The sequence below is a fragment of the Ideonella sp. B508-1 genome (assembly GCF_000333615.1).
Taxonomy (GTDB): domain Bacteria; phylum Pseudomonadota; class Gammaproteobacteria; order Burkholderiales; family Burkholderiaceae_C; genus Ideonella.
The window spans coordinates 1-26,160 of sequence record NZ_BADL01000106.1; the positions used below are offsets into that span (position 1 = coordinate 1).

28 protein-coding genes are annotated in these 26,160 nt (G+C 69.9%); 12 read left to right on the forward strand and 16 right to left on the reverse strand.

The features are described 5' to 3' along the window. Positions 1 to 13: 13 nt before the first annotated feature. From I73_RS04360 to I73_RS25890, 4 genes are all read left to right on the forward strand, one after another. Positions 14 to 706, forward strand: a complete 693-nt coding sequence (locus tag I73_RS04360) for a 16S rRNA (uracil(1498)-N(3))-methyltransferase (RefSeq protein WP_026096295.1) — start codon at positions 14 to 16, stop codon at positions 704 to 706. A 130-nt stretch (positions 707 to 836) separates the two neighbouring features. Continuing rightward, the gene (locus I73_RS04365) at positions 837 to 1,265 is read left to right on the forward strand and encodes a YidB family protein (RefSeq protein WP_022979496.1); all 429 of its coding nucleotides are present in this window, start codon (positions 837 to 839) and stop codon (positions 1,263 to 1,265) included. A 187-nt stretch (positions 1,266 to 1,452) separates the two neighbouring features. Further along, entirely contained in the window at positions 1,453 to 3,018 is a 1,566-nt protein-coding gene (locus I73_RS04370; protein ID WP_026096296.1) for a methyl-accepting chemotaxis protein, read from the forward strand. 14 nt (positions 3,019 to 3,032) lie between these two features. Next, positions 3,033 to 3,371, forward strand: coding sequence for an energy transducer TonB (locus tag I73_RS25890; RefSeq protein ID WP_022979497.1), 339 nt, complete (start codon positions 3,033 to 3,035; stop codon positions 3,369 to 3,371). On the opposite strand, the gene I73_RS04380 is transcribed toward I73_RS25890, so the two are convergent. The 7 genes from I73_RS04380 to argS all read right to left on the reverse strand — a co-directional run bounded on the left by I73_RS04380 (position 3,362) and on the right by argS (position 10,870). Beyond that, complete coding sequence (locus I73_RS04380) at positions 3,362 to 4,687, reverse strand: class I SAM-dependent RNA methyltransferase (protein WP_022979498.1); 1,326 nt, start codon at positions 4,685 to 4,687, stop codon at positions 3,362 to 3,364. The genes I73_RS25890 and I73_RS04380 overlap by 10 nt on opposite strands. Beyond that, complete coding sequence (locus I73_RS04385) at positions 4,684 to 6,201, reverse strand: RNA polymerase factor sigma-54 (RefSeq protein ID WP_022979499.1); 1,518 nt, start codon at positions 6,199 to 6,201, stop codon at positions 4,684 to 4,686. Before I73_RS04385 ends, I73_RS04380 begins: the two co-directional genes overlap by 4 nt. A 10-nt stretch (positions 6,202 to 6,211) precedes the next feature. Further along, on the reverse strand, positions 6,212 to 6,976 hold the full coding sequence (gene lptB / locus I73_RS04390; protein ID WP_022979500.1) for an LPS export ABC transporter ATP-binding protein: 765 nt from the start codon (positions 6,974 to 6,976) through the stop codon (positions 6,212 to 6,214). Then, positions 6,973 to 7,590: a lipopolysaccharide transport periplasmic protein LptA gene (gene lptA, locus I73_RS04395; protein WP_022979501.1), complete on the reverse strand. Its 618-nt coding sequence runs from the start codon at positions 7,588 to 7,590 to the stop codon at positions 6,973 to 6,975. Before lptA ends, lptB begins: the two co-directional genes overlap by 4 nt. A 145-nt stretch (positions 7,591 to 7,735) precedes the next feature. Next, positions 7,736 to 8,380, reverse strand: coding sequence for a thiol:disulfide interchange protein DsbA/DsbL (locus I73_RS04400; RefSeq protein ID WP_022979502.1), 645 nt, complete (start codon positions 8,378 to 8,380; stop codon positions 7,736 to 7,738). Positions 8,381 to 8,435: 55 nt separating this feature from the next. Continuing rightward, positions 8,436 to 9,173 carry an SPOR domain-containing protein gene (locus tag I73_RS04405; protein WP_022979503.1) on the reverse strand — a complete coding sequence of 246 codons (738 nt, stop codon included), beginning with the start codon at positions 9,171 to 9,173 and terminating at the stop codon, positions 8,436 to 8,438. Further along, positions 9,170 to 10,870, reverse strand: a complete 1,701-nt coding sequence (gene argS / locus I73_RS04410; RefSeq protein WP_022979504.1) for an arginine--tRNA ligase — start codon at positions 10,868 to 10,870, stop codon at positions 9,170 to 9,172. Before argS ends, I73_RS04405 begins: the two co-directional genes overlap by 4 nt. Positions 10,871 to 10,994: 124 nt before the next feature. On the opposite strand from argS, the gene I73_RS04415 reads away from it, so the two are divergent. Both I73_RS04415 and I73_RS04420 read left to right on the forward strand, forming a co-directional pair. Then, a complete protein-coding gene (locus I73_RS04415) occupies positions 10,995 to 12,392 on the forward strand; it encodes a serine/threonine-protein kinase (RefSeq protein ID WP_022979505.1) in 1,398 nt (465 codons plus the stop codon). A 143-nt stretch (positions 12,393 to 12,535) separates the two neighbouring features. After that, a complete protein-coding gene (locus tag I73_RS04420) occupies positions 12,536 to 12,874 on the forward strand; it encodes a PsiF family protein (protein ID WP_022979506.1) in 339 nt (112 codons plus the stop codon). Positions 12,875 to 12,979: 105 nt separating this feature from the next. Here I73_RS04420 and I73_RS04425 read toward each other — a convergent pair whose 3' ends face one another. After that, on the reverse strand, positions 12,980 to 13,252 hold the full coding sequence (locus I73_RS04425) for a hypothetical protein (protein WP_022979507.1): 273 nt from the start codon (positions 13,250 to 13,252) through the stop codon (positions 12,980 to 12,982). A 179-nt stretch (positions 13,253 to 13,431) separates the two neighbouring features. Here I73_RS04425 and I73_RS25895 point away from each other — a divergent pair, with 179 nt between their 5' ends. Continuing rightward, positions 13,432 to 14,166, forward strand: a complete 735-nt coding sequence (locus tag I73_RS25895) for an N-acetylmuramoyl-L-alanine amidase (protein ID WP_374701942.1) — start codon at positions 13,432 to 13,434, stop codon at positions 14,164 to 14,166. Then, positions 14,163 to 14,546, forward strand: a complete 384-nt coding sequence (locus I73_RS04435) for a lysozyme inhibitor LprI family protein (RefSeq protein WP_022979509.1) — start codon at positions 14,163 to 14,165, stop codon at positions 14,544 to 14,546. The genes I73_RS25895 and I73_RS04435 overlap by 4 nt, the downstream gene beginning before the upstream one ends. 45 nt (positions 14,547 to 14,591) lie before the next feature. On the opposite strand, the gene I73_RS04440 is transcribed toward I73_RS04435, so the two are convergent. Next, positions 14,592 to 15,497, reverse strand: a complete 906-nt coding sequence (locus tag I73_RS04440; RefSeq protein WP_022979510.1) for a LysR family transcriptional regulator — start codon at positions 15,495 to 15,497, stop codon at positions 14,592 to 14,594. 91 nt (positions 15,498 to 15,588) lie between these two features. Between I73_RS04440 and I73_RS04445 the strand changes: the two genes are divergently transcribed. Continuing rightward, positions 15,589 to 16,275, forward strand: a complete 687-nt coding sequence (locus I73_RS04445) for a haloacid dehalogenase type II (RefSeq protein WP_022979511.1) — start codon at positions 15,589 to 15,591, stop codon at positions 16,273 to 16,275. Positions 16,276 to 16,334: 59 nt separating this feature from the next. Next, positions 16,335 to 18,551 carry a malate synthase G gene (locus tag I73_RS04450; protein ID WP_022979512.1) on the forward strand — a complete coding sequence of 739 codons (2,217 nt, stop codon included), beginning with the start codon at positions 16,335 to 16,337 and terminating at the stop codon, positions 18,549 to 18,551. A gap of 61 nt (positions 18,552 to 18,612) precedes the next feature. Here the strand turns inward: I73_RS04450 and I73_RS04455 are convergent, their stop codons facing one another. Together I73_RS04455 and I73_RS04460 are read right to left on the reverse strand one after the other, a co-directional pair. After that, positions 18,613 to 19,374: a TSUP family transporter gene (locus I73_RS04455; protein WP_022979513.1), complete on the reverse strand. Its 762-nt coding sequence runs from the start codon at positions 19,372 to 19,374 to the stop codon at positions 18,613 to 18,615. Positions 19,375 to 19,641: 267 nt separating this feature from the next. Next, positions 19,642 to 21,318 (reverse strand): GMC family oxidoreductase, encoded by a 1,677-nt coding sequence (locus tag I73_RS04460; RefSeq protein WP_022979514.1) that lies wholly within the window; start codon positions 21,316 to 21,318, stop codon positions 19,642 to 19,644. A gap of 123 nt (positions 21,319 to 21,441) precedes the next feature. Here I73_RS04460 and I73_RS04465 point away from each other — a divergent pair, with 123 nt between their 5' ends. Beyond that, positions 21,442 to 22,344, forward strand: coding sequence for a LysR family transcriptional regulator (locus I73_RS04465; protein WP_022979515.1), 903 nt, complete (start codon positions 21,442 to 21,444; stop codon positions 22,342 to 22,344). Positions 22,345 to 22,363: 19 nt separating this feature from the next. Here the strand turns inward: I73_RS04465 and I73_RS04470 are convergent, their stop codons facing one another. Next, positions 22,364 to 23,002 (reverse strand): MarC family protein, encoded by a 639-nt coding sequence (locus I73_RS04470; protein ID WP_022979516.1) that lies wholly within the window; start codon positions 23,000 to 23,002, stop codon positions 22,364 to 22,366. A gap of 295 nt (positions 23,003 to 23,297) precedes the next feature. Between I73_RS04470 and I73_RS04475 the strand changes: the two genes are divergently transcribed. Continuing rightward, complete coding sequence (locus I73_RS04475) at positions 23,298 to 23,732, forward strand: RNA-binding protein (RefSeq protein ID WP_022979517.1); 435 nt, start codon at positions 23,298 to 23,300, stop codon at positions 23,730 to 23,732. Between the two features lie 73 nt (positions 23,733 to 23,805). On the opposite strand, the gene lptC (I73_RS04480) is transcribed toward I73_RS04475, so the two are convergent. Genes lptC (I73_RS04480) through I73_RS04495 form a run of 4 tightly spaced genes read right to left on the reverse strand, consistent with a single transcriptional unit; the run spans position 23,806 to position 26,133 of the window. Further along, positions 23,806 to 24,000, reverse strand: coding sequence for an LPS export ABC transporter periplasmic protein LptC (gene lptC, locus I73_RS04480; RefSeq protein WP_026096300.1), 195 nt, complete (start codon positions 23,998 to 24,000; stop codon positions 23,806 to 23,808). A 2-nt stretch (positions 24,001 to 24,002) separates the two neighbouring features. Beyond that, a complete protein-coding gene (gene lptC / locus I73_RS30695) occupies positions 24,003 to 24,494 on the reverse strand; it encodes an LPS export ABC transporter periplasmic protein LptC (protein WP_026096301.1) in 492 nt (163 codons plus the stop codon). A 42-nt stretch (positions 24,495 to 24,536) separates the two neighbouring features. Continuing rightward, positions 24,537 to 25,112, reverse strand: a complete 576-nt coding sequence (locus I73_RS04490) for an HAD family hydrolase (protein WP_022979518.1) — start codon at positions 25,110 to 25,112, stop codon at positions 24,537 to 24,539. A 1-nt stretch (position 25,113) separates the two neighbouring features. Continuing rightward, complete coding sequence (locus I73_RS04495; protein ID WP_051049002.1) at positions 25,114 to 26,133, reverse strand: KpsF/GutQ family sugar-phosphate isomerase; 1,020 nt, start codon at positions 26,131 to 26,133, stop codon at positions 25,114 to 25,116. Positions 26,134 to 26,160: the final 27 nt, after the last annotated feature.

Genomic DNA, 26,160 nt, shown 5'->3' on the forward strand with positions numbered 1-26,160 from the left:
ACCTGGAAGCCCCCTGCACGAAGGCGCCGAGCTGACCCTGCCCCCCCATTCCACCCGCCACATCCAGGTGCTGCGCCTGCAGCCCGGTGACGGCCTGACCGTCTTCAACGGCGAGGGCGGCGAATGGGACGCCACCGTGACCCGCATGGGCCGTCAGGATGTGGACCTGCGCATCGGCGCGCACCAGCCTGGCGACTGCGAGTTGGCCTGCCCAGTGACCATCGCCCTGGGCATGCCCGCCAACGAGCGCATGGACGCGCTGGTGGAGAAGGCCACCGAGCTGGGGGTGGCCGCCATCCAGCCGCTGATGTGCGCGCGCTCGGTGCTCAAGCTCTCGGGCGACCGGGCCGAGAAGCGGCGCGCCCACTGGCAGGCGGTGGCCGTGGCGGCGGCCGAGCAGAGCGGCCGCACCCGGGTGCCCACCGTGGCCCCCATCCTGGCGCTGGACCGCTGGCTGGCCGATGTCGGACCCACCACCGGCGCACGCCATGTGCTGAGCTTTGCGGCCGATGCGGCCGGCCCCGCCACGCTGCTGCAGGCGCGCGGGCCGGTGCTGCTGCTGTCGGGCCCCGAAGGCGGGCTGGACCCGCGCGAGGAGGCCCTGGCGCGTCAGGCCGGCTTCGCGCCGCTGAGCCTGGGCCCGCGGGTGCTGCGGGCCGACACCGCGCCGCTGGCCGCCCTGAGCCTGCTGGGCCTGGCCGACTGAGCACCGTGGCGCCGGCTCCACGCCGGGCCCACCTTTCGCACGGTGCCCAAACGTCCCATCCCGATGGACGTGACAAGGTCATCGGGGCCGGTCATGCTGCGGGCTTCATCCCCACTGAAGGAGGAACACCATGGGACTGCTGGATGCCGTGAGCGGCCTGCTGAACGAATCGACCGGCGGCGGCAACGCCCCGGACCTGATGTCCATCGCCAGCCAGCTTCTGGACAGCAACGCGCCGGGCGGTGGCCTGGCCGGTCTGGTGCAGCACTTCGAGCAGGGCGGCCTGGGCGAGGTGGTGGGCTCCTGGATCTCCAACGGCCAGAACCTGCCGATCAGCGCCGATCAGCTGCAATCCGCGCTGGGCAGCCATCCGGCGCTGGCCGGCCTGCTTCAGCAGGCCCAGGGACCGCAGGACCAGGCCCTGCTGGGCCAGCTGGCGCAGATGCTGCCGGAGCTGGTGAACAAGATGACCCCACAAGGCCAGCTGCCCGCCACGGCCGCGGAATCGCCTGATCTGGGCAGCCTGCTGGGGGGCCTGAGCGGGCTGCTCAAGGGCTGAAAAACGCCCCATCCGAAGGCACCGCGCTGACCAGCGCGGTGCATGCCTGCCACCCCTTGGTGCCCTGCGTGAACTAGCCCACAGGAAGGCCATTATTCGACTCATGTAGTCGGGTTCCCGTTCCGATACTCCCGTGACCTCAAGGCGCGACAACGCGCCGATTCGTCACTGTTGTTGGGAGTTTTGGATGAATTGGCTTTGGAAGTTCCGCATCGGAACCCGCCTGGCGCTGGCCTTCGGCGCCATGATCGCCCTGCTGCTGCTGATCTGCGCCTTCGGCGTCAGCAGCACCCGCACCCTGGCCCGGGACCTGGAGGCCACCGCCTCCCAGGACCTGGTCAGGCTCTCGCATGTGCAGGCCCTGGACAAGAACGCGAGCGTGATCGCGCAGGCTGCGCGCGAGCTGCTGCTGCTGGACGCCGCCGGCCCGATCAAGAAGCAGCGTGAGCTGATCCACCACAGCCTGGCCGACAACGACAGCCAGGTCCAGGCCCTGCAAGCCATGGGCGGGCCCGAGGCGCTGCGCCGCCAGATCGACGAGGTGGCCCGCCAGCGCACCGCCTTCGGTCAGGCCATCGCCAAGTACCTGGACACCCTGGAGAACGGCAGCCCGGACGATGCGCGCACCGCCCTGCTGGTGGACCTGCGGCCGACGCAGACCGGCTACGAAAAGATCCTGCATGCGCTGACCGACAGCGTGGAGGCCCAGGCCACCGAGCGGGCCACGATGGGCCATCAGCTGGCGGCGGCCGACAGCCTGAAGATGATGGCCGGTGGCGCCGCCGCGGTGCTGCTGGCGGTGGTGGCCGCGGTGGCCATCACGCGCTCGATCAAGCTGCCGCTGAACCAGGCCGTGGAGGCCGCGCGCAGCATCCGGGAAGGCCATCTGGACCGGACGATCCAGGCCCGAGGCCAGGACGAGGTCGCCGACTTGCTGCGGGCCATCGCTGAGATGCAGGCCCACCTGCAGCAGGTCATCCTGTCCGTGCACCAGGCAGCCCGGGATGTGGCGGTGAGCACCAGCGAGATCGCCCAGGGCAATGCGGACCTGTCCGCCCGCACCGAGCAGGCCTCGGCCCATCTGCAGCAGACGGCCTCGGCCATGTCCAGCATCGCGTCCACCGTCTCCGAGGGCAGCCAGCGCGCCCGCGAGGCCTCCAGCGTGGCCAATCAGGCCCGGGCCTCGGTGGTGGCCGGTGGCGAGGCGGTGGACAGCCTGGTGGACACGATGAACCGCATCGCCGAGTCCAGCACCCGCATCAAGGACATCATCGGCGTGATCGACGGCATCGCCTTCCAGACCAACATCCTGGCGCTCAATGCCGCGGTGGAGGCCGCGCGGGCGGGCGAGCATGGCCGCGGCTTCGCCGTCGTGGCCAGCGAGGTACGCACTCTGGCCGCTCGCACCGGGGCGGCCGCCAAGGAGGTCAAGCAGCTCATCGACGACTCGGCGGAGAAGGTGGCCAGCGGCAACCAGACCGTCAGCGCGGTGGGCGAGCGCATCCGCGGCATCGTCAGCGAGGTGGTCAATGTGCGCGAGCTGATCGAGGTCGTCTCGCAGAGCGGCCACCAGCAGGAATCCGAGATCGGCCAGATCAACCAGCGGGTGTCGGGTCTGGATCAGAGCACCCAGCAGAACGCCACCCTGGTCGAGGAGCTCTCGGCCACCACCGAATCCCTGAAGTCCCACGCCGAGCGACTGGTCTCGACGGTGGAGTTCTTCCGTCTCGAATCGCAACCCGCCACAGCCTGAAGGAGCACCGCCCGATGAAGTCCCCCGTCCCCGTTGTTTCCCACGCCGGCCTGGCCCTGGTCACCAGCCTGCTGCTGGCCACCGGCGCCCATGCCGACCCGAAGATCCTCAAGAAGGTCCCGCCGGACTTTCCGCAGGAGGCCCTGCGACGCAACGTGCCCAACGGCGTGCTGCAAACCCAGCTGGCCATCGACGGCCAGGGCAATGTGACCGACGTGAAGGTGGTCAACGCCTCGCCGCCGCCGGCCCGTGTCTTCAAGGATGCGGCGACCGAGGCGCTGATGAAGTGGAAGTTCGAAGGCTCGGGCAAGCCCGACACCGCCGAGGTGAAGCTGGTCTTCTCTCAGGAGTGACGGGCGGAGCCGGCCACCATGTCGAAGCGGAACAGCCGGCACTCGATCGGCCCGTTCCACATCGGCACGCGCCGGCTTTCTTTCAAGCGCATCAGGCTGGGCAGCTTGGCCTCGGGCGTGAGCACCCAGGCCGTCCAGCCGGCGTAGCCCTTCTTCCAGTGCGCGGCCAGGCGGGCATAGAACTCGCCGGCATCGGCCGCGCCTTCGAACTTCTCGCCCTGGGCACCGGCCCGGCCGTGGCCCAGGCCACCCTGGCCCTGGCCGGAGCCCTTGGGCGCGATGCGCTCGCCATAGGGCGGGTTCATCAGCAGCACGCCATGGTCGGCCGGCGCGGGGCGCTGCAGCGCGTCGGCGGTCTTGAACTCGATGGCGTGCTTGACGCCGGCACGCTCGGCATTGCGCGTGGCGAAGTCGGTCATGCGGAAGGACACATCACCCGCCCACACCGGCACCGTGGGCGCATGCACGGCGGCCTGGGCCGCGACCTTCATCTCGCGCCAGGCGCCCAGCTGGTCCCGGAAGGGCAGCAGGCGCTCGAAGGCGAAACGGCGCTGCAGGCCCGGGGCGATGCCGCAGGCGATCTGCGCGGCCTCGATGGCGATGGTGCCGGCGCCGCAGCAGGGGTCCAGCAGGCCGCCGTCCTCGGGCCGGCCCTGCCAGCCGATGGCCGCCAGCATGGCCGCGGCCAGGGTCTCCTTCAGCGGGGCCTCGCCCTTGGCCTCGCGCCAGCCGCGCTTGAACAGGGCTTCCCCTGAGAGGTCCACGCTCAGGCTGGCGTGGTCGGGCCCCAGGTGCAGCACCAGCGACAGGTCGGGATGGTGGGTGTCCACGCTGGGCCGCTCGCCGCAGGCCTCGCGCATGTGGTCGCAGACGGCGTCCTTGATGCGCAGGGCGGCGAAGTTCAGGCTCTGCAGCGGCGAGCGCCAGGCACTGGCGTCCACCCGCAGGGTCTGCTGGGGCGTGATCCACTCGTTCCAGCGCACCCGGCGCGCCAGCTCGTAGAGGTCGTGCTCGTTGGCGTAGCCGCCCTCGGCCACCTGCCACAGCACGCGCTGCGCCAGCCGGCTGCCCAGGTTCAGGCGCATGGCCTCGCCCAGGCCGCCCTCGACATAGACGCCACCGCGCCCGGCCTCGACCCGGGCCTGCGGGCCCAGCAGGGCCTGACATTCCTCGGACAGCCAGGGTTCGGTGCCAGCGGCGCAGGGCAGAAACAGCGTGCCCTGACGCACGCTGGAGGTGGGACGGGGACCGGCGGCAACCCGCACCACACGGCGCGGTCCGGCTGCGCCGGGCGCCGGGGTGGGGGTCGAGCTCATAGGGCCTTGCGGAGGTTGGCGGGCGCGATCTTCAGCGCTTCGCGGTACTTGGCCACGGTGCGGCGGGCCACCTGGATGCCCTGCTCTTCGAGCATGTCGGCGATCTGGCTGTCGGACAGCGGCTTCTTGGCGTCCTCGGCCGCCACGAACTGCTTGATCAGCGCGCGCACCGCGGTGCTGGAGGCGTTGCCGCCGGCATCGGTGTTGAGCGAGGAGCCGAAGAAATACTTCAGCTCGAAGGTGCCCTGTGGCGTGGCCATGTACTTGGCGGTGGTCACGCGCGAGATGGTGGATTCGTGCAGGCCCAGCTCGTCGGCGATCTCGCGCAGCACCAGTGGCTTCATGGCGATCTCGCCATGGGTGAAGAAGTTCTTCTGCCGCTCGACGATGGCCGCGCTCACCCGCAGGATGGTGTCGAAGCGCTGCTGGATGTTGCGGATGAACCAGCGCGCCTCCTGCAGCCGGGCCGACAGGTTGCCGCCGCCGCGCTGGCCGCGGATGGCCTGGGCGTAGAGGTCGGACACGCGCAGCTTGGGCATCACATCCGGGTTGAGCGTGGCCTTCCAGTTGCGGCCGGACTTCACGACGATGACGTCGGGCACGACGATCAGCTGTTCGGCCCGGGCGAAGGGCCGGCCGGGCTTGGGCTCGCAGGCGACGATCAGGGCCTGGGCGGCCTTGACGGTGGCCTCGTCGCAGCCGGTGGCCGCCGAAAGCTTCTTGATGTCCCGCCGGGCCAGCAGCTCCAGGTGGGCCGCTGCGATCTGCAGCGCGCAGGCACGGGCCGGGGAGGCGGCCCGCTGGCGCAGCTGCAGCGCCAGGCATTCGGACAGATTGGCCGCGCCGACGCCGGCCGGCTCCAGGCTCTGCAGCCACTTCAGGCCGCAACGCAGCTCGTCGAGCAGTTCCTCGCGGGCCTCCGGGTCGGTGAGGTCCAGCGAATCGGCAATGCGCTCGGCGATCTCCTCCAGCGTGCCGTCCAGGTAGCCGTCCTCGTCCAGTGATTCGATCAGGGCCAGCACGGCCGCGGCGTCGCGGTCGGCCAGGCGCATGCCGCTGAGCTGGTGGCGCAGGTGGTCCTGCAGCGTGGGGCCCAGGCCGGCTCGGTCCTGGGGCTCGAACTCGTCGTCGCCGCCGGTGGCGCTGCCGGTACCGGGCGTCTCGCGGATGCCGTCGAAGTCGTCGCCCTCGGTACCGTTCTCCCAGTCGTCGCGCTCGGTGGTGCCGAAGTCCGAAGCCTCCATGCCCGCGGGCTCGTCCGAGCCTTCGCCGCTGCCGCCGCTGTCTTCGTCCGACGCCGTCGAACTGCTGCTCGCGCTGGCGCGGTCGGCCAGGATCTGGTCCTCGAAGCTGCCCCGTTCCTCTTCCGGCTCCAGGAAGGGGTTCTGCTCGAGCATCTGCTCGACCTCCTGGTGCAGTTCCAGCGTGGACAGCTGCAGCAGGCGGATGGACTGCTGCAGCTGGGGCGTGAGCGCCAGATGCTGGGACAGGCGGACCTGCAGGGTGGGCTTCATGACTGCGGGCTCACATCCTGAAGTGTTCGCCGAGGTAGACCCGGCGCACGTCCGGGTTCTCGATGATCTGCTGCGGCGTGCCCTCGGCCAGCACATCGCCCTGGCTGATGATGTAGGCCCGGTCGCAGATGCCCAGGGTCTCGCGCACGTTGTGGTCGGTGATGAGCACGCCGATGCCGCGCGCCTTGAGGAAGCTGATGATGCGCTGGATCTCGATCACCGCGATCGGGTCCACGCCGGCAAAGGGCTCGTCCAGCAGGATGAAGCGCGGCTGGGTGGCCAAGGCGCGGGCGATCTCCACCCGGCGCCGTTCGCCACCCGAGAGGGCCGGCGCCGGCGTGTCGCGCAGGCCGGTCAGGCTCAGGTCGCTCAGCAGCTGGTCGAGCTGGCGCTGGATGGACTCGGCCTTGAGCGGCTTGCCGCGCTCGTCGGTCTGCAGCTCCAGCACCGCGCGGATGTTCTCGTCCACCGTGAGCTTGCGGAAGATCGAGGCTTCCTGCGGCAGGTAGGACAGGCCCAGGCGCGAACGCTGGTGGATGGGCATGCGCTCCACCGGGGTGCCGTCGATGGTGATCTGACCGTCGTCGCAGCGCACCAGGCCCACGACCATGTAGAAGGTGGTGGTCTTGCCCGCGCCGTTGGGGCCCAGCAGGCCCACCACCTCGCCGGCGGACACGGACAGGTGCACGCTCTTGACCACGGTGCGGGCACCGTAGGTCTTGCGCAGGCCGGTGGCCTCCAGGCGGCTCTGCGCCGTCAGAACGGGACCGCTCACTGACCCGCCCCCGCCGCACTGGCCCCGCTGCTCGCCGCCGAGGCCGCCGCCGGTGCGGAGGCGCTGCGCGGCGTGAACACCAGCCGCACCTTGCCCGGCACCACCCCGGGCTTCACCGTGGGGGCTTCGCCGTCGAAGATGACCGTGTCCACCTTCTGGTCGTAGGTGATGATGGCGCCGCTGGCCTCGTCGGTCACGACGCCGGCCCGGCGCATGCGCAGCCAGGCATTGCCCAGGAACTTCACCTTCTCGGTGGCACCGTCGTATTCGATGCGGTCGGCCTGGGCCTCGATGAATTCGTTGTCGCGGTCACGCTTCTGGCGGAAGGTGGCCTGCTGGCTGGGCCAGCTGTAGGCCACCGCGTTGTAGACCCCGTCCTGCGGCTCGCGCACCTCGACCCGATCGGCGCGGATCAGCATGGACCCCTGGGCGATGCTGACATTGCCGCTGACCACGGTGAGCTTGCGGGCCAGGTCCACCTGGGCGCTCTGCTTGCCGTCGCTTTCCACCACCAGGGGCTGCTGGCGGTCGGCCTTCTCGGCGTGCACGGCCGGACCCATCCCCACCAGGAGGGTGAACAGGGCCAGAGCGGAGGAATGGCGACGCAGCGGCATGGTTATCGGCATGAAAATTGCAGATCATTCTACGACGCCCACTGCGCGCTGCGGCAGATGCCTTGCGACCCGAGCAACGCGCTGGGGAACGGCCCGAAAGACTTGACCTGCGACCCCGAATGGGGCCTGCAGGCCGCGCACAACGTCAGCCCAGGTTCTTGGCGACCTGCGCGATGAGCATGTCGGCGGTGGCGTAGAGCCGGGGCTCGCTGCCCGTCATGGCCGCCGAGGTGGTGAAGCGCCCCTGGATGCCCAGAGTGGGCACGCCGTCGATCTTGTAGCCCTGGGCCAGGGCCTTGGCCTGGCGCAGCTTGCCCTCGACGGTGAAGGACTTCATGGTCTGCACCACCTTCTGGCCGTCCAGGCCCTGGGCGGTGAAGAAGGCCGCCACGTCAGCGTCCTTGTCCAGGCGCTGGTGCTGCACGTGGATGGCGGCGAAGACCTTGGTGTGGAAGGCCTCGACCTTGCCCATCAGCTCCAGCGCGTAATAGATGCGGGCGTGGTAGCTGTGCATGGGGCTGAAGGTGGCCGCCACGCGCTCGAAGTGGACGTTGGGCGGCAGGCGCTTGACCCAGGCCTCCAGCGAGGGCTCCAGCGCATTGCAGTGGGGGCAGCCGTACCAGAAGAACTCGACCACCTCGACCTTGCCCGTGGGCGCCATGGGCACCGGCGGCGAGACGCGCTGGAAGTCCTTGCCTTCCACGGGCGCGCCTTGCGCCAGGGCCGGGCCGCTCAGGGACAGGAGCCCGGCCAGACCGGCCAGGTGCAGGGGGAAATCACGCCGATTCATCGAGGGGAGTCCTTGTCAGAGAAGGGGCGTCGCTGCCACCGCCACGCCCGGTGTTTCAGGGCTGGGCCTTGCTGCGCTCGACCCGCACCAGGGCGGAATCCATGCCCGCGCCCTTGAGCCGGTCCTGCTGGCGCTCGGCCTCGTCCCGGTTGTCGTAGGGCCCCAGGCGGACCCGGTAGACATTGCGGCCGGCCTGCTCGCGCTCGGACACCTTGGCCACCAGGCCCTGCATGGCCAGGCGGGCGCGCTGCTGCTCGGCATCGTTGGCGTTGGAATAGGCCCCGGCCTGGACGAAGTAGACGAAGGGATCCGCACCAGCCGCTGCCGGTTCCGCGGGCTTGTCGGCATGGGCGGCCGCCACCGGCGCCCCCGACAGGATGGCCGCCGGATCACGCTTGGACTTGGCTTCAGCAGGGGCCGGGGCCGGCGCGGCAGCCGAGGCGGCCTTGGGCGCGGACGCCGACTTGCCCACCACGGCCACCGGCACCGGCGAGGACGCGCCGCCCACATAGGGCAGCGGCGCGCTGGCGGGCTCGGAAGCCGCCATCACCGGGCGGGGCGCCTGCTTGCCGGCCAGGCCGGCATTGGGGTCCCAGGTCTTGAGCTTCTCGGCCTCCTGGGCCTCCTGCTCGGGCGTGCGGTGACCCACCTTGTCCATGAAGGGCACCGGCACCTTGGCGATGTAGAGCGCCACCCCCAGGGCGATGGCCAGGCCCACCAGCAGGCCGACGATCATGCCCAGGACAAAACCACCCCGCTGTGCCTGCCGACGGGCACCGCTGCCGAGCTTCATGCGTTCTCCTGTTGTTCCGCGCGAACCATGGATTCTGGAGCGCTCACGCCCAGCACCGCCAGCGCGTTGCGCAGCACGTGGCGCGTGGCCGACAGCAGGGCCAGGCGGGCTTGCGCCAGGGCCTTGTCCTCCACCAGGAAGCGCTCAGCCGCGTAGTAGCTGTGGAAGGCCGCGGCCAGGTCACGCACGTAGAAGGCCACGTCGTGCGGGGCCAGCGAGGCCGCCGCCGAGCTGAGCATCTCGGGATACTCGGCCAGCTTGAGCATCAGCGCCAGCTCGGCCGGCGCGGTCAGCAGCGTCAGGTCGGCACCTTCGGGCGACAGGCCCTGGGCCGCGCCCTGGGCCAGCACCGAGCAGATGCGGGCATGGGCGTACTGGACGTAGAACACCGGGTTCTCGTCGTTCTGCTTGAGCGCCAGGTCGATGTCGAAGGTGAACTCGGTGTCGGCCTTGCGGCTGATCAGGAAGAAGCGCACCGCGTCGCGGCTGGTCCAGTCGATCAGGTCGCGCAGCGTGACATAGCTGCCCGCGCGCTTGCTGATCTTGACCTCGGCGCCGTTGCGCATCACCCGCACCATGGTGTTGAGCACGTAGTCGGGGTAGCCCTGGGGGATGCCCAGGCCCACGCCCTGCAGGCCGGCGCGCACCCGGGCGATGGTGCCGTGGTGGTCGGTACCCTGGCAGTTGATGACCTTGGTGAAGCCGCGCTCCCACTTGGCGATGTGGTAGGCCACGTCCGGCACGAAGTAGGTGAAGGAGCCGTCGGTCTTGCGCATGACCCGGTCCTTGTCGTCCCCGTCGTCGGTGGAGCGCAGCCACAGCGCACCATCCTTCTCGTAGGTCTTGCCCGCGGCGATCAGCGCGTTGACGGTCTTCTCGACCCGGCCGCTGGTGTAGAGGCTGGACTCCAGGTAGTAGTTGTCGAACTGCACGCTGAAGGCCTGCAGATCCAGGTCCTGCTCGTGGCGCAGGTAGGCCACGGCGAACTGGCGGATGCCGTCCAGATCGTCCGGATCACCGGAGGCGGTGAACTCGCGGTCGTCGGCCTTGACCGTCTTCTTGGCCAGGAAATCGGCGGCGATGTCGGCAATGTAGTCGCCGTTGTAGGCACTTTCGGGCCAATCGGCGTCACCGGGCTTGAGGCCCTTGATGCGGCACTGGGTGGAATTGGCCAGCGTGGCGATCTGCACGCCCGCGTCGTTGTAATAGAACTCGCGGGTGACGTCCCAGCCCTGGGTCTGGAACAGGTGGCACAGGCTGTCGCCCAGCGCGCCCTGGCGGGCATGGCCCACGTGCAGCGGGCCGGTGGGGTTGGCCGAGACGAACTCCACCATCAGCTTCTGGCCGTTGGCGGGCTGGCGGCCGAAGGACTCAGGCGCGGCCAGCACCTCGGCCACCACGGCCTGCTTGGCCGCCGGCGCCAGGCGCAGGTTGATGAAACCCGGGCCGGCGATCTCGAGCGCGGACACCCAGCGCTCGAAGGCCGGCTGGGCCTTGAGCGCGGCCACCAGCTGCTCGGCCACGGCACGGGGGTTGGAACGCAGCGGCTTGGCCAGCTGCATCGCCACGGTGATGGCCAGGTCGCCATGGGCGGCCTGCTTGGGCGATTCGAATTGGGGGGTGAGGGCGGCGTCAGGGGCCAGCTGCGCGACCGCAGCGGCCAGCGCGCGCTGGAGCTCTGCCTTGGCTTGGATCATGGGCGGATTCTAAGGTTGCGCCTGCCGAAAAGCCGGGCGGGGACCGCTCTGTTCCAGCGCTGGCCCTGTCCAGGTGCTGGCACAGTAGGATCTCTCGAACGACCGTCCCCCCGGGCGTGTGCCCATGTCCTCGACCGTCACGTCCACCCACTCGAACCCCACCCGCTCCGGCCGCCATGAGTCCACCGTGACCCTGGCGCTGCAGCCGGACCTGCCGGCGCACATCGGCAAGTACCGGGTGGCCTCGCGCCTGGGCACGGGGGCGACCAGCGAGGTCTTCCTGGCGCACGACCGCTTCAACGACCGGCCGGTGGCGATCAAGCGGGTGCAGGCCCGCCCCCATGCCACCGAGGTGGAGACGCGCTTCTCCAACCGCTTCTTCGCCGCCGAGGCCGCTCTGGTGGGCAAGCTCAACCACCCGAACGTGGTGCAGCTGCTCGACGCGGTGGAAGAACCCGATTCCCGCTATCTGGTGATGGAGTACGTGCCGGGCGTCACGCTGCGGCACTTTTGCAGCCCGGAGCGCCTGCTGTCGCTGGAGCAGGTGGTGGAAGTGGGCTTCAAGTGCGCGATGGCCCTGGGCTATATGTACCGCCAGGGCCTGGTGCACCGCGATGTGAAGCCGGCCAACATCCTGGTCAGCACCGACGGCGACGACATCACCGACCTGAAGATCAGCGACTTCGGCAGCGTGCTGGACCTGGGCTCGGACCAGACCCAGATCCACCGTGTCGGCTCGCTGGCCTACATCTCGCCCGAGCAGCTCGACGGCGCCGCCGTGGACTGCCGCGCCGACATCTATTCCCTGGCCGCGGTGCTCTACCACCTGGTGTCCGGCCGCCCGCCTTTCGAGGCCGACAGCCAGGGTGCCCTGCTCAACATGATCTGGCACCGCGAACCCGACTCGCTGGTGGGCAGCCGCGAGGGCGTGACCGAGGCGCTGGACCGGGTCATCCGCGGGGCCTTGGCCAAGAAGACCGAGGACCGGCCGGCGGACTGGGACAGCTTCGCCAACCAGCTCTCGGCCCTGATCACGAACAACGAGGTGCCGCGCGGCCCGCTGCAGCGGGTGCTGGACTCGGAGCGTTTCACCCTGTTGCGCAGCCTGGACTTCTTCACCGGCTTCGGCGACGTGGAGCTGTGGGAGGTGGTGCACCGTGCCCGCTGGCAGCGCTTTCCGCTGGGCCACCACATCTACAAGGTGGGCCAGGAGGGGCGGCGCTTCCACATCATCGCCCAGGGCGAGGTGGAGGTCTTCCGCGATGGGCAGAAGGTGGCCAGCTTCGGCGCCGGCACCTCGGTGGGCGAACTGGCCTACCTGGCCCCCAGCGCGGAGCTGCGCAAGCATTCGGCCGACGTGGTGGTGAGCGAGCCCTGCACCACCATTTCCTTCACGCCCGATGCGCTGGAGCAGCTCAGCGAGCGCACCCGCCACCGCTTCGACAGCGGCTTCATCCGGGTGCTGGTGCGCCGGCTGCACGAGGCCCACGAGGCCCTGCGGCATCCGCAACGCATCCTTTGACGCCTGGCCATCCCCAGGGAGGTTGAGGGTTTATCCCTCCGAGGAGGGTCAACGGGAGTGGGCCGGCCGCGTTGAAATGGTCAGGACGGTGTCATACGCTTGCGGCACTGTCCCACCCACCATCTCACCACGCAGAGGACTTCATGAAGCACTTCATTCTGGCTGCCGCCCTGACTTGCGTCGCTGGCCTGGCCATGGCCCAAACCGCGGCCACCCCGGCCGCTTCCGCGCCCAAGGCCAAGACGGCGCAGCAGAGCAAGATGGGCGCCTGCAACGAGCAGGCCGGCGACAAGAAGGGCGCCGAGCGCAAGGCCTTCATGAAAGAGTGCCTGAGCGCCAAGGCCCCGGAAGCCGCGGCCTCCGGCTCGGCCAAGACCGCCCAGCAGGAAAAGATGAAGACCTGCAATGCCGACGCCAAGGCCAAGAGCCTGGCCGGCGCCGAGCGCAAGGCCTTCATGAAGGAATGCCTGAGCGCCAAGTGAACCCTGGATGGCGGCCAGAGGCCCCTCTGGCGCCAGAACGACAAAGCCCGGCCGAAGCCGGGCTTTTTTCATGGCGCCCCGAGTGCGGGACGCGGGCCGCGGACGTCACTTCTTCTGCTGCTCCAGCAGCTTGGCGTAGTCGGCCGAGACCTTCTCGACAAAGGCCACCGCCGCCTGTTGCTGTTCGGCCTGGAACTGCACCAGCTTCTCGAACTGGTCGGCCGCCATGGCGAAGGGCGCCCCCGCGGGCCGCATCGAGTTCAGCAGGGTCTGCTGGGATTTCAGCACCATGGCCCAGGCGTCCTGCGCCTGCCGGGCGGCGGCGCGGGATTGCTCCCACAGCGTCTTGGCCATTTCCATCTGAACCTTGTCCATCATCGGGAGCTCCTCGGTCGCGTTGGTGTGAGCTCATAGGCTAGCAGGCCCCTCCCTCCGGCTCAAGCCGGAGCGTGGCCTGGCTTCGCCCCGTCGAGGTGTTACCAGCGGTGTCTGGCCCTCGGGCGGTCCGCCTCGGCTTCGATAATCGCCGCTCGATCGCTCCCCCCGCCGCCGTGAACCTGTTGTTCCCCTTCCGCGCCGTCGCGCGCCTGGGCCTGCTGGCCCTGAGCCTCGGCCTGCCCCTGTTGGCCGCCGCGGCCACGGTGGTCGTCGACACCGGGCACACCCCGCAGCACCCGGGCGCGCATGGCCCCGACGGTCAGGCCGAATACGGTTTCAACCTGCGCCTGTCGGACGCCGTGAGCCGCCGGCTGCGCGAGGCCGGCATCGCCGTCACCCGGGTGTCCGCCGATGGCCGCGAGATCGAGCTGCAGCAGCGCACCCAGGTCAACCCGCAGGCCGATCTGTTCGTGTCCATCCACCACGACTCGATCCAGCAGGCCTGGATCGACGCCGGCCGGCGTGGCGAATTCAAGGGCTACGCCCTGTTCGTGTCCGAGAAGAACCCCCGGGCCAGCGACAGCCTGCGCTGTGCCGAGCACCTGGGCCAGCAGATGCGGGACATCGGCGAAACGCCCTCGCTCTACCATGCCACGCCCATTGCCGGCGAAGACCGCCCCTTGCTCAACCCCGCCCTGGGCATCCACCGCTTCGACGACCTGGTGGTGCTCAAGACGGCGACCATGCCCGCGGTGCTGATCGAAGCCGGCGTCATCGCCAACCCGGCCGAGGAATCCCGGCTGGCGCAACCCGACACGGTGGAGCGCCTGGCCGGGGCGATGGCGCGGGGCATCGCCCTGTGCCTGGCGCCCCCACCCCACCCCCCTGACACCCCAACGAGGACACCCCCATGAACAAGAAGCTCTGTCTCATCGCACTCGCCCTGGCCGGCCTGAGTTCGGCCACCCTGGCCGCAGGCTGCGGCAAGCCGCGCAACGCCTTCGACCAGGTCTATTGCGCCGGCAACCTGTTCTCGCAGACGGACAAGGACCTCAACCAGGCCTATGGCGAGCTGCGCAAGCAGCTCAACGACACCCAGAAGGACGCCCTCAAGCAGGGTCAGCTGAGCTGGATTCGCCAGCGCGATGCCGAATGCAGCGAAGAAAAGCCCAGCGGCTACTTCGTCAACCTGGACTGCGCGGTCACGATGACGCAATCCCGCCTGGACTTCCTCAAGGCCCGCGCCCGGGAATGCAGCAGCACCGGCTGCGAAAGCAGCAAGCTGGGCCAGTGAAGGCCCTGCGGGCGCGCTGATGGCGCCCGCGCACGCTCAGCGCACTCAGCCCATCCAGTACCGGGCGTCGCCGTAGCTGTGCTTGAGGAAGTCGATCCACAGCCGCACCCGCAGCGCCAGGTGGCGGGCGCTGGGGAAGACGGCGTAGATGCCGTTGGGCGGCGCCGCGAAGTCGTCCAGCACGCTCACCAGCCGGCCGGCCGCCAGGTCGGCCTGCACCTCCCAGGTGCTGCGCCAGGCGATGCCCAGGCCCTGCAGGCACCACTCGTGCAACACCTGGCCGTCGCTGCAGTCCAGCCGGCCACGCGGGCGCAGGTACTGCACCTCGCCGTCGATGCGGAAGGCCCAGCCGCGGGTCTGGCTGGCGTCGGAGCTCAGCGTCAGGCATTCGTGTCGCAGCAGTTCGGACGGATGCTGCGGCCGGCCGGCCCGGGCCAGGTAGACGGGTGCGGCCACGCACAAGCGGCGGTTGTCGGCCAGGCGCACGCTGACCAGGCGCGAGTCCGGCAGGTCGCCCACCCGCACCGCGCAGTCCACCGCCTCGTTGACGATGTCCACCACCCGGTCGGACAGGTTCAATGAGAGCGTCACGTCCGGGTGCTCGGCCAGAAAGGCCGGCACCAGGGGCGCCACATGGCGGCGCCCGAAGCCGGCCGGCGCGGTCAGGCGCAAGTGGCCACTCGCTTTCACACCACCTTCGGACACGCTGGCCTCGGCGTTGTTGAAGTCGGTGATCAGGCGCTGGCAATCCTCCAGGAAGGCGCTGCCCTCGTGGGTGAGGGTGATGCGCCGGGTGGTGCGGGTCAGCAGCTTGACGCCCAGCCGGGCCTCCAGCGCGTCCATGCGCCGACCGATGATGGCCGGTGCCACACCTTCGGCCTGGGCGGCCGCGCTGAGCGAGCCGCGGGTGGCCACGGCCACGAAGGTTTCCATCTGCTTGAGGCGGTCCATGGGGTCAGCGCGAGGATTCGATCCTTTTTGTCACGAATCAATCGACTTCTGCGGTATCAATGTTCTGTCGAGTATCGAATAGATTGGCGACATGGAAAAGCGCCCTCCGCCCCGTGCCGTGCTCTTCGACGCCTACGGCACCCTGTTCGACGTGTACAGCGTCGGGCTGCTGGCCGAGCAGCTGTTCCCGGGCGCGGGCGAGCGCCTGGCCCAGCTCTGGCGCGACAAGCAGATCGAATACACCCGCTTGGTGTCGATGAGCGGCACCTACCAGCCCTTCTGGACCCTGACCCGCAGCGCCCTGCAGTTCAGCGCCGAGAAGCTGGGCCTGGCGCTGGCGCCCGAGGCCGAGGACCGGTTGATGAACGAGTACCGGCACCTGTCGGCCTTCCCGGAGAACCGCGAGGTGCTGCAGGCGCTGAAGGCGCGCGGCGTGCGGGCCGGCATCCTGTCCAACGGCGACCCGGAGATGCTGGCCATCGCGGTGCGCAGCGCCGGCTTCGGCGGCCTGCTGGACCCGGTGCTGAGCGTGCATGAGACCCGCCGCTTCAAGACCGACCCGGCCGCCTACCAGGTGGGCCTGGACGCACTGCAACTGCCCGCCCGCGAGATTCTCTTCGTCTCCAGCAACGGCTGGGACGCCATCGGCGCCACCTGGTTCGGCTTCACCACGCTGTGGGTGAACCGCGCCGGCGGCCCGCTGGAGCGGCTGGGCACCGAACCCACGCGCATCGGCCACAGCCTGCGCGATGTGCTCGAGTTTTTCCCCGCGGCCTGAGGCCGCCCCCCGTTTTCCTTCCCTTCCTCTTTCTTCTCTGACCGACCCGAGGTGACGATATGAACGCACGCACCCCCATCCATGGCCTGCAGGTGGCCACCGAACTCTTCCGCTTCGTCGAGGACGAGGTGCTGCCGGGCACCGGCGTGGACGCGGCCGCCTTCTGGGCCGGCTTCGACCAGATCGTCGCCGATCTGGCGCCCAAGAACGCCGCCCTGCTGGCCGAGCGCGACCGCATCCAGGCCGAGATGGACGCCTGGCACCGCACCCACCCGGGCCCCATCACCGACATGCCGGCCTACCGCGCCTTCCTGGAGAAGATCGGCTACGTCGTGCCCGAGCCGGCCAGCGTGAGCGCCACCACCGCCAATGTGGACGCCGAGCTGGCCGTGCAGGCCGGCCCGCAGCTGGTGGTGCCCATCCTGAACGCCCGCTACGCGCTGAACGCCGCCAACGCGCGCTGGGGCAGCCTGTACGACGCGCTGTACGGCACCGACGCCATCCCCGAGACCGACGGCGCCGAGAAGGGCCGCGGCTACAACCCGGTGCGCGGCGCCAAGGTCATCGCCTTCGCCCGCCAGGTGCTGGACCAGGCCGCGCCGCTGGTCAGCGCCAGTCATGTGGACGCCGCCGGCTACGCCATCGAGGCCGGCCAGCTGGTGGTCACGCTGAAGAACGGCACCCACACCGGCCTGGCCCACCCGGCCCAGCTGGTGGGCTACCAGGGCGAGGCCGCCGCGCCCAAGAGCGTGCTGCTGGCCCACCACGGCCTGCACCTGGACATTCAGATCGACCGCAGCACCCCGATCGGCCAGAGCGATGCCGCCGGCGTGAGCGACATCATCATGGAAGCCGCCCTGTCCACCATCCTGGACCTGGAAGACTCCGTCGCCGCGGTGGATGCCGAGGACAAGGTGCTGGCCTACCGCAACTGGCTGGGCATCCAGCTGGGCACGCTGACCGAGGAAGTGAGCAAGGGCGGCAGCACCTTCACCCGCCGCCTGAACGCCGACCGCGTCTACACCGCGCCGAGCGGCCAGGGCACCGTCGCCCTGCACGGCCGCAGCCTGATGTTCGTGCGCAATGTCGGCCACCTGATGACCAACCCGGCCATCCTGTGGGGCGCCGAGGGCCGCGAGATCCCCGAGGGCATCCTGGACGCGGTGATCACCACCGCCATCGCCATGCATGACCTGCAACGCCATGGCCAGAACGGCATCACCAACTCGCGCACGGGCTCGGTCTACATCGTCAAGCCCAAGATGCACGGCCCGGCCGAAGTGGCCTTCGCCGACGAGCTGTTCGGCCGCGTCGAGCAGCTGCTGGGTCTGCCGGCCAGCACCGTCAAGCTGGGCATCATGGACGAGGAGCGTCGCACCTCGGTCAACCTGAAGGCCTGCATCGCCGCGGCCGCCAGCCGCGTGGCCTTCATCAACACCGGCTTCCTGGACCGCACCGGCGACGAGATGCACACCGCCATGCTGGCCGGCCCGGTGATGCGCAAGGGCGACATCAAGGGCAGCGCCTGGATCGCCGCCTACGAGCGCCGCAACGTGCTGATCGGCCTGCAGTGCGGCCTGCGCGGCCGCGCCCAGATCGGCAAGGGCATGTGGGCCATGCCCGACCTGATGGCCGAGATGCTCAAGCAGAAGATCGGCCACCCCAAGGCCGGCGCCAACACCGCCTGGGTGCCCAGCCCCACCGCCGCCACCCTGCACGCGCTGCACTACCACCAGGTCAGCGTGGCCGAGGTGCAGCAGACGCTGGAAGCCGAGGCCGCCAGCATGGCCACCAGCGGCCTGCACGAGAAGCTGTTGAACGATCTGCTGACCATCCCCGTGGTGGCCCAAGCCACCTGGAGCGCCACCGAGCGCCAGCAGGAGATCGACAACAACATCCAGGGCATCCTGGGCTACGTGGTGCGCTGGATCGACCAGGGCGTGGGCTGCTCCAAGGTGCCCGACATCAACGACATCGGCCTGATGGAAGACCGCGCCACGCTGCGCATCTCCAGCCAGCACGTGGCCAACTGGCTGCACCACGGCGTGGTGAGCGAGGCGCAAGTGCGCGAGACCTTCGAGCGCATGGCCGCCAAGGTGGACCAGCAGAACGCCGGTGACCCGCTGTACCTGCCGATGGCCGGCCATGCCGAAACCAGCTTCGCCTACCGCGCGGCGCTGGACCTGGTCTTCAAGGGCCTGGCCCAGCCCAGCGGCTACACCGAGCCGCTGCTGCACGCCTGGCGCCTGAAGGTGAAGGCCGCGCGTCGCGCCTGAGCCTGCACCGCTGCCGGACACAGGGCCGCCCCACGGGGTGGCCCTTTTTCATGGGCGACCCTCAGTGCCCGAAGGCGTCCCAGCCGGTCTTGAGAATCAGCAGGCTGACCACGACGATGAACACGCCGCGCACGAAGCCGGCACCGTGGCGCAGGGCCAGGCGGGTGCCCAGCAGGCTGCCGGCCACATTGGCCACCGCCAGCACCGCGGCCACCTGCCACCAGAGGTGGCCCTTGGCGATGAACAGCGCCAGCGCCGCCGCGTTGGTGGCCGTGTTGAGCAACTTGGCCGCGGCCGAGGCGTTGAGGAAGTCGTAGCCCAGCACGCGCACGAACAGGAACACGAAGAAACTGCCGGTGCCCGGGCCGAAGAAGCCGTCGTAGAAGCCGATGGCCAGGCCGATCAGGCCGGCAGCGATGGCCTCGGCACGACCGGCCAGGCGAGGTGCGTGGACCCGGCCCAGATCCTTGCGCAGCAGGGTGTAGAGCAGGATGACCGCCAGCACGAAGGGCAAGGCGCGGCGCAGGCTGTCGGCATGCACCAGGGTCAGCGTCCAGGCGCCCACGAAGCTGCCCAGCAGGGCCGCGCCCACCGCCGGCCCCAGCGCCGCCCAGCGCAGCTGCACCCGGCGCGCGAACTGGCCGGCCGCCCAGGCCGTGCCCCAGATGGCACCGCCCTTGTTGGTGCCCATCAGCGTGGCCGGCGGGGCCGCGGGATAGGTGGCGAACAGCGCCGGCACCAGGATCAGGCCGCCACCGCCCACGATGGCATCCACACAACCGGCCAGCCCGGAGGCCGCCGCCACCAACAGCAAATCCCACATCGTCAGAGGTGCGCAAGCGCGAAACAGAGGCGCTTTGCACGCCGGAAATGAACAAGGGCGCCAGCGGTGGCTGGCGCCCTTGATTGTCACATTGTGACGCTCCGGTCAGGTTCCGGTTGTCGGTCCCGCCGGATGGGCTGGCTTGAGTTCTGAGTCTCAGCCCAACGGTTTTTGTCTCCTCGGCCCCCTACAGCAGCGCACCACGCAGGGGCTTATCGCTGAGAGTGGACGCACTTTAATGGCGCGGGGACGGGAGGCACATCAGGGCTAACCCCGGTCCTGGCGGATCCAGCCGGCCGCCCGCTCGGCAATCATCAGCGTGGGCGAGTTGGTGTTGCCGCTGGTGATGGAAGGCATGACGCTCGCGTCAGCCACCCGCAGGCCCCGCAGGCCGCGCACGCGCAGGCGGCTGTCCACCACGGCCAGCGGGTCGTCCGACCGCCCCATCTTGCAGGTGCCCACCGGATGGAAGATGGTGGTGCCGATGTCCCCGGCCAGGCGGGCCAGGTCCTCGTCGCTCTGGTACTGGACGCCGGGCTTGACCTCCCGCGGCCGGTAGGGCGCCAGCGCGGGCATGGCGGCGATGCGGCGGGTCAGGCGCAGCGAGTCGGCGGCGACCTGGCGGTCCTCCTCGGTGCTGAGGTAGTTGGCCAGGATGGACGGCGCCGCTTCCGGGTCGGCCGAGGTGATCTGGATGCGGCCGCGGGAGCTGGGGTTGAGGTTGCAGACGCTGGCCGTGAAGGCGTTGAAGCTGTGCAGGGGCTCGCCGAAGGCTTCCAGCGACAGCGGCTGCACGTGGTACTGCACATTCGGCCAGGCGTAACGTTCCGACGAGCGGGTGAAGGCCCCCAGCTGCGACGGCGCCATGCTCATCGGCCCGCGGCGGCGCAGCGCGTAGTCCAGGCCGATGCGGGCCTTGCCCCACCAGGTCTGGGCCAGCGTGTTGAGGGTGGGCACTCCATCGACCTGGAAGACCGCGCGGATCTGCAGATGGTCCTGCAGATTGCCGCCCACGCCGGGCAGCTCATGCACGGGGGTGATGCCCAGGCCATGCAGGAAGGCGCCATCGCCCACGCCGGAGCGCTGCAGGATGGACGGCGTGCCCACCGCGCCAGCGGCCATCACCACCTCCTGCCGGGCCCGCGCCACCAGTGGCGCACCGCCGCCCAGCGGCAGCACCTCCACCCCGGTGACGCGCGGCGCGCCATCGGCGTCGCGGTCGATCAGCAGGCGGCTGACGGTGGCGCCGGTCCAGACCTGCAGGTTGTCGCGGTGGTCGCGCAGCAGGGCCGGCTTCAGGAAGGCCTTGGCCGCATTCCAGCGCCAGCCATTGCGCTGGTTGACCTCGAAATAACCCACGCCTTCGTTGTTGCCGCGGTTGAAGTCCTCGGTGGCCGGCAGGCCGGCCTCCTGGGCGGCGGCAGAGAAGGCGTCCAGGATCTTCCAGGACAGGCGCTGGCGCTCGACCCGCCACTCGCCACCGGCACGTCCGCCCTTGGGATCGAAGCCCGGCGCGGCGTGGTGCTCGCTGGTGCCCCGCCAGTGATCCTCATGGGCCAGGAAAGCGGGCAGACATTCGTCCCAGCGCCAGGCCGCATCGCCCACCTCGTCGGCCCAGCGGTCGTAGTCGCGCGACTGGCCGCGCATGTAGATCATGCCGTTGATGCTGGAGCAGCCGCCCAGCACCTTGCCGCGCGGGTAGCGCAGGCGCCGGCCGTTGAGGCCCGGATCGGCGTCGGTCTGGTAGAGCCAGTCGGTGCGCGGGTTGCCGATGCAGTACAGGTAGCCCACCGGGATGTGGATCCAGAGGTAGTCGTCCTTGCCGCCCGCCTCGATCAGCAGCACCCGGCACGTCGGGTCGGCCGACAACCGGTTGGCCAGCAGGCAGCCCGCGGTGCCGGCACCGACGATGACCACATCGAAGTCCTGGACGGCGCCCGGCATGCGGGCCGTGGAAGCGGTGTTTGATTTCAATTTGGCTTGTCTCCTGATGGGGCACTCTAGGCAAAGCTGCCGGGACTGAGCACACTTCTGCCCCAGCTCTCATTTCAAGATTTCTGAAATCGCATGCGTGCCGATCTGCGCCAGCTCCAGGCCCTGGTGGCCATTGCCGATCATGGCACCCTGGGCCGTGCCGCCGATGCGCTGCACTGCAGCCCCTCGGCCCTGTCCATGCAGCTCTCCGCCCTGGAAGCCCGCATCGGCCAGGTGCTGACCGAGCGCACCGGCCGCGGCCTGCGCCTGAGCGCCGAGGGCGAACGCCTGCTGCCGGCCGCGCGCGACACGGTGCATGCCGCCGAGCGCTTCGCCCAGTTGGCCCGCGCGGCCCCGGTGGACGGCCAGCCGGCGCCGGCCGTGCCGGTGGTGGTGGGCACCATCCTGGACCCGCCGGCCATCCGGCTGGGCGAGTTCCTGCGCGCGGTGCGCGAACGGGGGCCGCAGCTGCACCCGGAACTGCGCCACGGCATCTCGGGCAGCGTGCTGCGGGAGGTGCAGGACGGCCGGGTGGACCTGGGCTTCTTCCTGGGCGAGGCCGAGGGCCCAGGCTGGCGGGTGCAGACCCTGGCCCCGGTGCGCTACGTGGTGGTGGCCCCTCGGGGCTGGCAGGGCCGGCTGGAGGGACGGCGCTGGGAGGACCTGGCGGCCCTGCCGTGGATCGACACGCCCAGGGAATCGGTGCACCACGCCCTGCTGCAGCCCGTCTTCGGCGGGCGGCCCCGCAGCACCGTGGCCCGGGTGGACCAGGAGGCCTCGATGCTGGACCTGGTGCGTGCCGGCTTCGGCCTGAGCCTGGCGCGGGAAGCGGTGGCGCTGCGCGAGGCCCATGTGGGCGGGCTGGCCGTGTCCCGCGAGCACCGGCTGGACACCACGCTGTCGCTGGGCGCCCTGGCGGAGCAGCACGACCCGTCCCGGGCCGCGGCACTGGACACCCTGTTCGACGCCGCCGCGGCCGTCTGGCGCGGCCCCTGAGCCCGGGCGCCGCGCCGGCTCAGCGCCCGTGCGAGGCCAGCACCGGGAAGAGCACGCCCAGCCCGTCGGCCAGCAGTTCCACCGCCATGGCCGCCAGGATCAGGCCCATCAGCCGCACCATCACGTTGATGCCGGTCTGACCCAGCACGCGGGCGATGCGGCCGGCAGCCGAAAAGGCCAGGAAGGTGGCCGCGCCGATCACCACGCCATAACCCACCAGCACCGCGTGCTCCCAGAAGGTGCGGGTCTTCTCGGCGTAGATCACCATGGTCGAGATGGTGGCCGGACCGGTCAGCAGCGGGATGCCCAGTGGCACCACCGCCACCGAGGCCCCGGATTCGGCCTTGGCGCGCCCCTGGTCCGCATCCCCGGGGCGGCTCTCGCCCGGGCGGGCGTTGAGCATGTTCAGCGAGGACACCAGCAGCAGCATGCCGCCCCCCACCTGGAAGGACGCCACCGAGATGCCGAAGAAGGCGATGATCTTCAGGCCGGCGATGCCGCTGATGGCGATGACCGCGAAGGCCGTCAGCGAGCTGACCCGGATCGTGCGCCGCCGCTCCTGGGGGGTCAGACCCTGGGTGAAGTGGATGAAAAACGGCACCGCCCCGATCGGGTTGACGATCGCCAGCAGCGCAATCAGGGGTTTGATCAGGTCCATGCGGTAGATTCTGGCGGCAACTGTGGGGACGACTGTGGGTTTTTCGCAGCGAGAAGTTCTCGGCCGACGGGCCTGGACACCGAATTCCATCCACCCCCCCAGCTCATCGGAGCTTCAAAACAACAGATTGCAGTTGACCCCTTTACTCTTCCGAATCTTTTGTGTTCATAATGCCTCGCAACCCGTTGTCAAGACGGGTGATGAATGCTGTGTCTGGACGCGGCACCTTCGCTTGATGGTTCACGCTGGGTTGAAGCTCCACATGGTCTCTTGGTGATTGAAAGGAGCTTCCCCCATGGGAAACAAGCTTTACGTCGGCAACCTCGCATACAGCGTGCGCGACGATTCCCTGCAACAAGCGTTCGCCGAGTTCGGCAACGTCACCTCTGCCAAGGTGATGATGGACCGTGAAACCGGTCGTTCCAAGGGCTTCGGCTTCGTGGAAATGGGCTCGGACGCCGAAGCCCAGGCCGCCATCAACGGCATGAACGGCCAGCCTCTGGAAGGCCGCAACATCGTGGTCAACGAAGCCCGTCCCCGTGAAGAGCGTCCGGGCGGCTTCGGCGGCGGCGGCAGCCGCGGTGGCTTCGGTGGCGGCGGCGGCGGTGGCCGCAGCCCCTACGGCGGTGGTGGCAACGGCGGTGGCTACGGTGGCGGCGGCGGTGGTCGCAGCCCCTACGGCGGCGGTGGCCGCAGCGGTGGTGGTGGTGGCGGCCGCGGCGGCTACTGATCCCCAGGCAGCCCTGCGCTGCCCCTGAAAAATGCCCCGGCTTGCCGGGGCATTTTGCTTTCTGGTGCCGGGTTCAGCGCTGGGCCGCGCTGGCCGCGCGCGGCATCAGCACCGCGCGGGTGTGACCCTTGAGCGTGAGCAGGCCGCTGGCCTGTTCATAGCTGAAGGCATCGGCAAGCACTTCGGTGTTGCCCTGCCGCACCGACACCGGCTTGTCCGAGGACACCCGCCGCAGCTTGGGCTCGGCGGTCAGTTCCTCGCCCAGCATCGTCACCGTTTCACCCGAGGTGCGGTACTGATCACATGGGCCGCGCCCATTAGCTGCACCTGCTGCCGTCGCCGAAGCCAGGGCCTCGCGCGCGGTGGCCGGGTCACCCGCCCATCCGGGTGGTAGAACAGCACGTGGACGGTGTCGATCTCGATCTCGTCGGTGTCGGGGTAGTGGCGCGAATGCTCGCCCTCGATCCGGGTGGTCGGACGCCCCTGGGCGTCATAGCGCTCCAGCGTGAAGTGCTCCACCTGGTAATCGGGCACATGGCGAACCTGGCCCTGGGGATGCGCCGTCTCGGCCTGGGGCGCGTTCTTCACCAGCCACCAGGTCCCGGCGGCCAGCACGGCCATGGTGAACAGCGGCAGGGCGGTGCCCGCCAGGCTGCCCAGGCGGGCGCGCCAGGCCAGCCGCGGTCGACACGGGGCGCCGGGGTCCTTGCCCAGGCTCACCGGCACCTCGGGCAGATCGGGCAGGTGCAGTTCGCCGCTCATCGGCCGTCCGCCTTGCCTCGCAGCAGACCCTGTGCGGCCATGTCAGCGACCGTCCAGCGTCTGGAGGTGGCCGTGGAACAGCTCGCCGTAGCGCCCCGCGGCCATCAGCAGCAGGTCGCAAAATTCGCGCGCCGCCCCCTGGCCACCGGGCACGGCCGTGACATGGTGGGCCACCGCCTTCACCTCGGCATGGGCATTGGCCGGCGCACAGGCGAAGGCCGCACGCGTCAGCAGCGGCAGATCGGGCCAGTCGTCGCCGATGGCGGCCACCTCGGACCAGTCCGCCCCCAGCGAGGCCAGCAGCGGCGTGGCCGCCGCCAGCTTGTCCTTCACGCCATAGAGCGCGTGGCGCAGGCCCAGATCGGCCACACGGCGACGCACCGCCGCCGAATCCCGGCCGGTGATGATGACCGGCTCGATGCCCGCCTGGGCCAGCAGCTTCAGGCCGTGGCCATCCAGGGTGGAGAAGGCCTTGAAGACCTCGCCCTGCTCGCCGATGAACACGCTGCCGTCGGTCAGCACACCATCCACATCGAACAGCGCGACCTTGACGCCCAGGCCCGCGCCCTGGGCGCGCACCAGCAGCTCGGGCGGAAAACGCAGGGCGGGCTGGACCATGTCAGATCACCTTGGCACGCATCAGGTCGTTGCTGTTGAGTGCGCCGACCAGACGGCCATCGTCCTCGACCACCAGCACGCTGGTGATGCGGTGGCGCTCCATCAGTTCGGCCGCATCCACGGCCAGCGCATCGGCCCGGATCAGCTTGGGCGAGGGATGCATCAGGTCCTTCGCACAGCGGGTGCGCAGCTCCTCGCCCGCCTCGATGCGGCGGCGCAGATCGCCATCGGTGAAGATGCCCAGCACCCGGTCGCCCTCGACCACGGCGGTGGCGCCCAGGCCGGTGCGCGACATCTCGCGCATGGTCTCGCCGAAGCTGGCTTCGGGGCCGACGCGGGGCACCTGGTCGCCGCTGCGCATCAGGTCACGCACATGCATCAGCAGTTTGCGGCCCAGGGCACCGCCCGGATGAGAGGCCGCGAAGTCCTCTTCGCGGAAGCCGCGCGCATCCAGCAGGGCCACGGCCAGCGCGTCGCCCAGGGCGATCTGCACCGTGGTGCTGGCGGTGGGCGCCAGATTTAGCGGGCAGGCCTCCTGGCCGACCGAGGCATCGAGCACGATGTCGGCGTGGCGCGCCAGCGTCGACTCGGGCTTGCCGGTCATGGCCACCAGGCGCACACCCAGCCGACGCAGGGCCGGCAGGATGGCGTTGATCTCGCCGCTTTCGCCGGAATTGGACAAGGCGATCACGGTGTCGCCCGGCATCACCATGCCCAGATCGCCGTGCGCCGCCTCGCCCGGGTGGACGAAAAAGGCTGGCGTGCCGGTGGAGGCCAGGGTGGCCGCGATCTTGCGGCCCACATGGCCGCTCTTGCCCATGCCCATCACCACCACGCGGTGGCTGCTGTCCAGCATGGCCTGCACCGCCTGCACGAAGGCTTCCCCCAGCCGGTCGCGCATGGCCAGCAGGGCCTGGGCCTCGACGGTGACGGCATCGCGCGCCAGCTGCAGGGCGCGCTCGGGTTCAAAGGAAGTTCGTGCGTTCAAGTGACAGGTCTGATTCAGAATGGGGCAGCGCATTTTAGGCGCCCCATCCGCCCGCCGCTT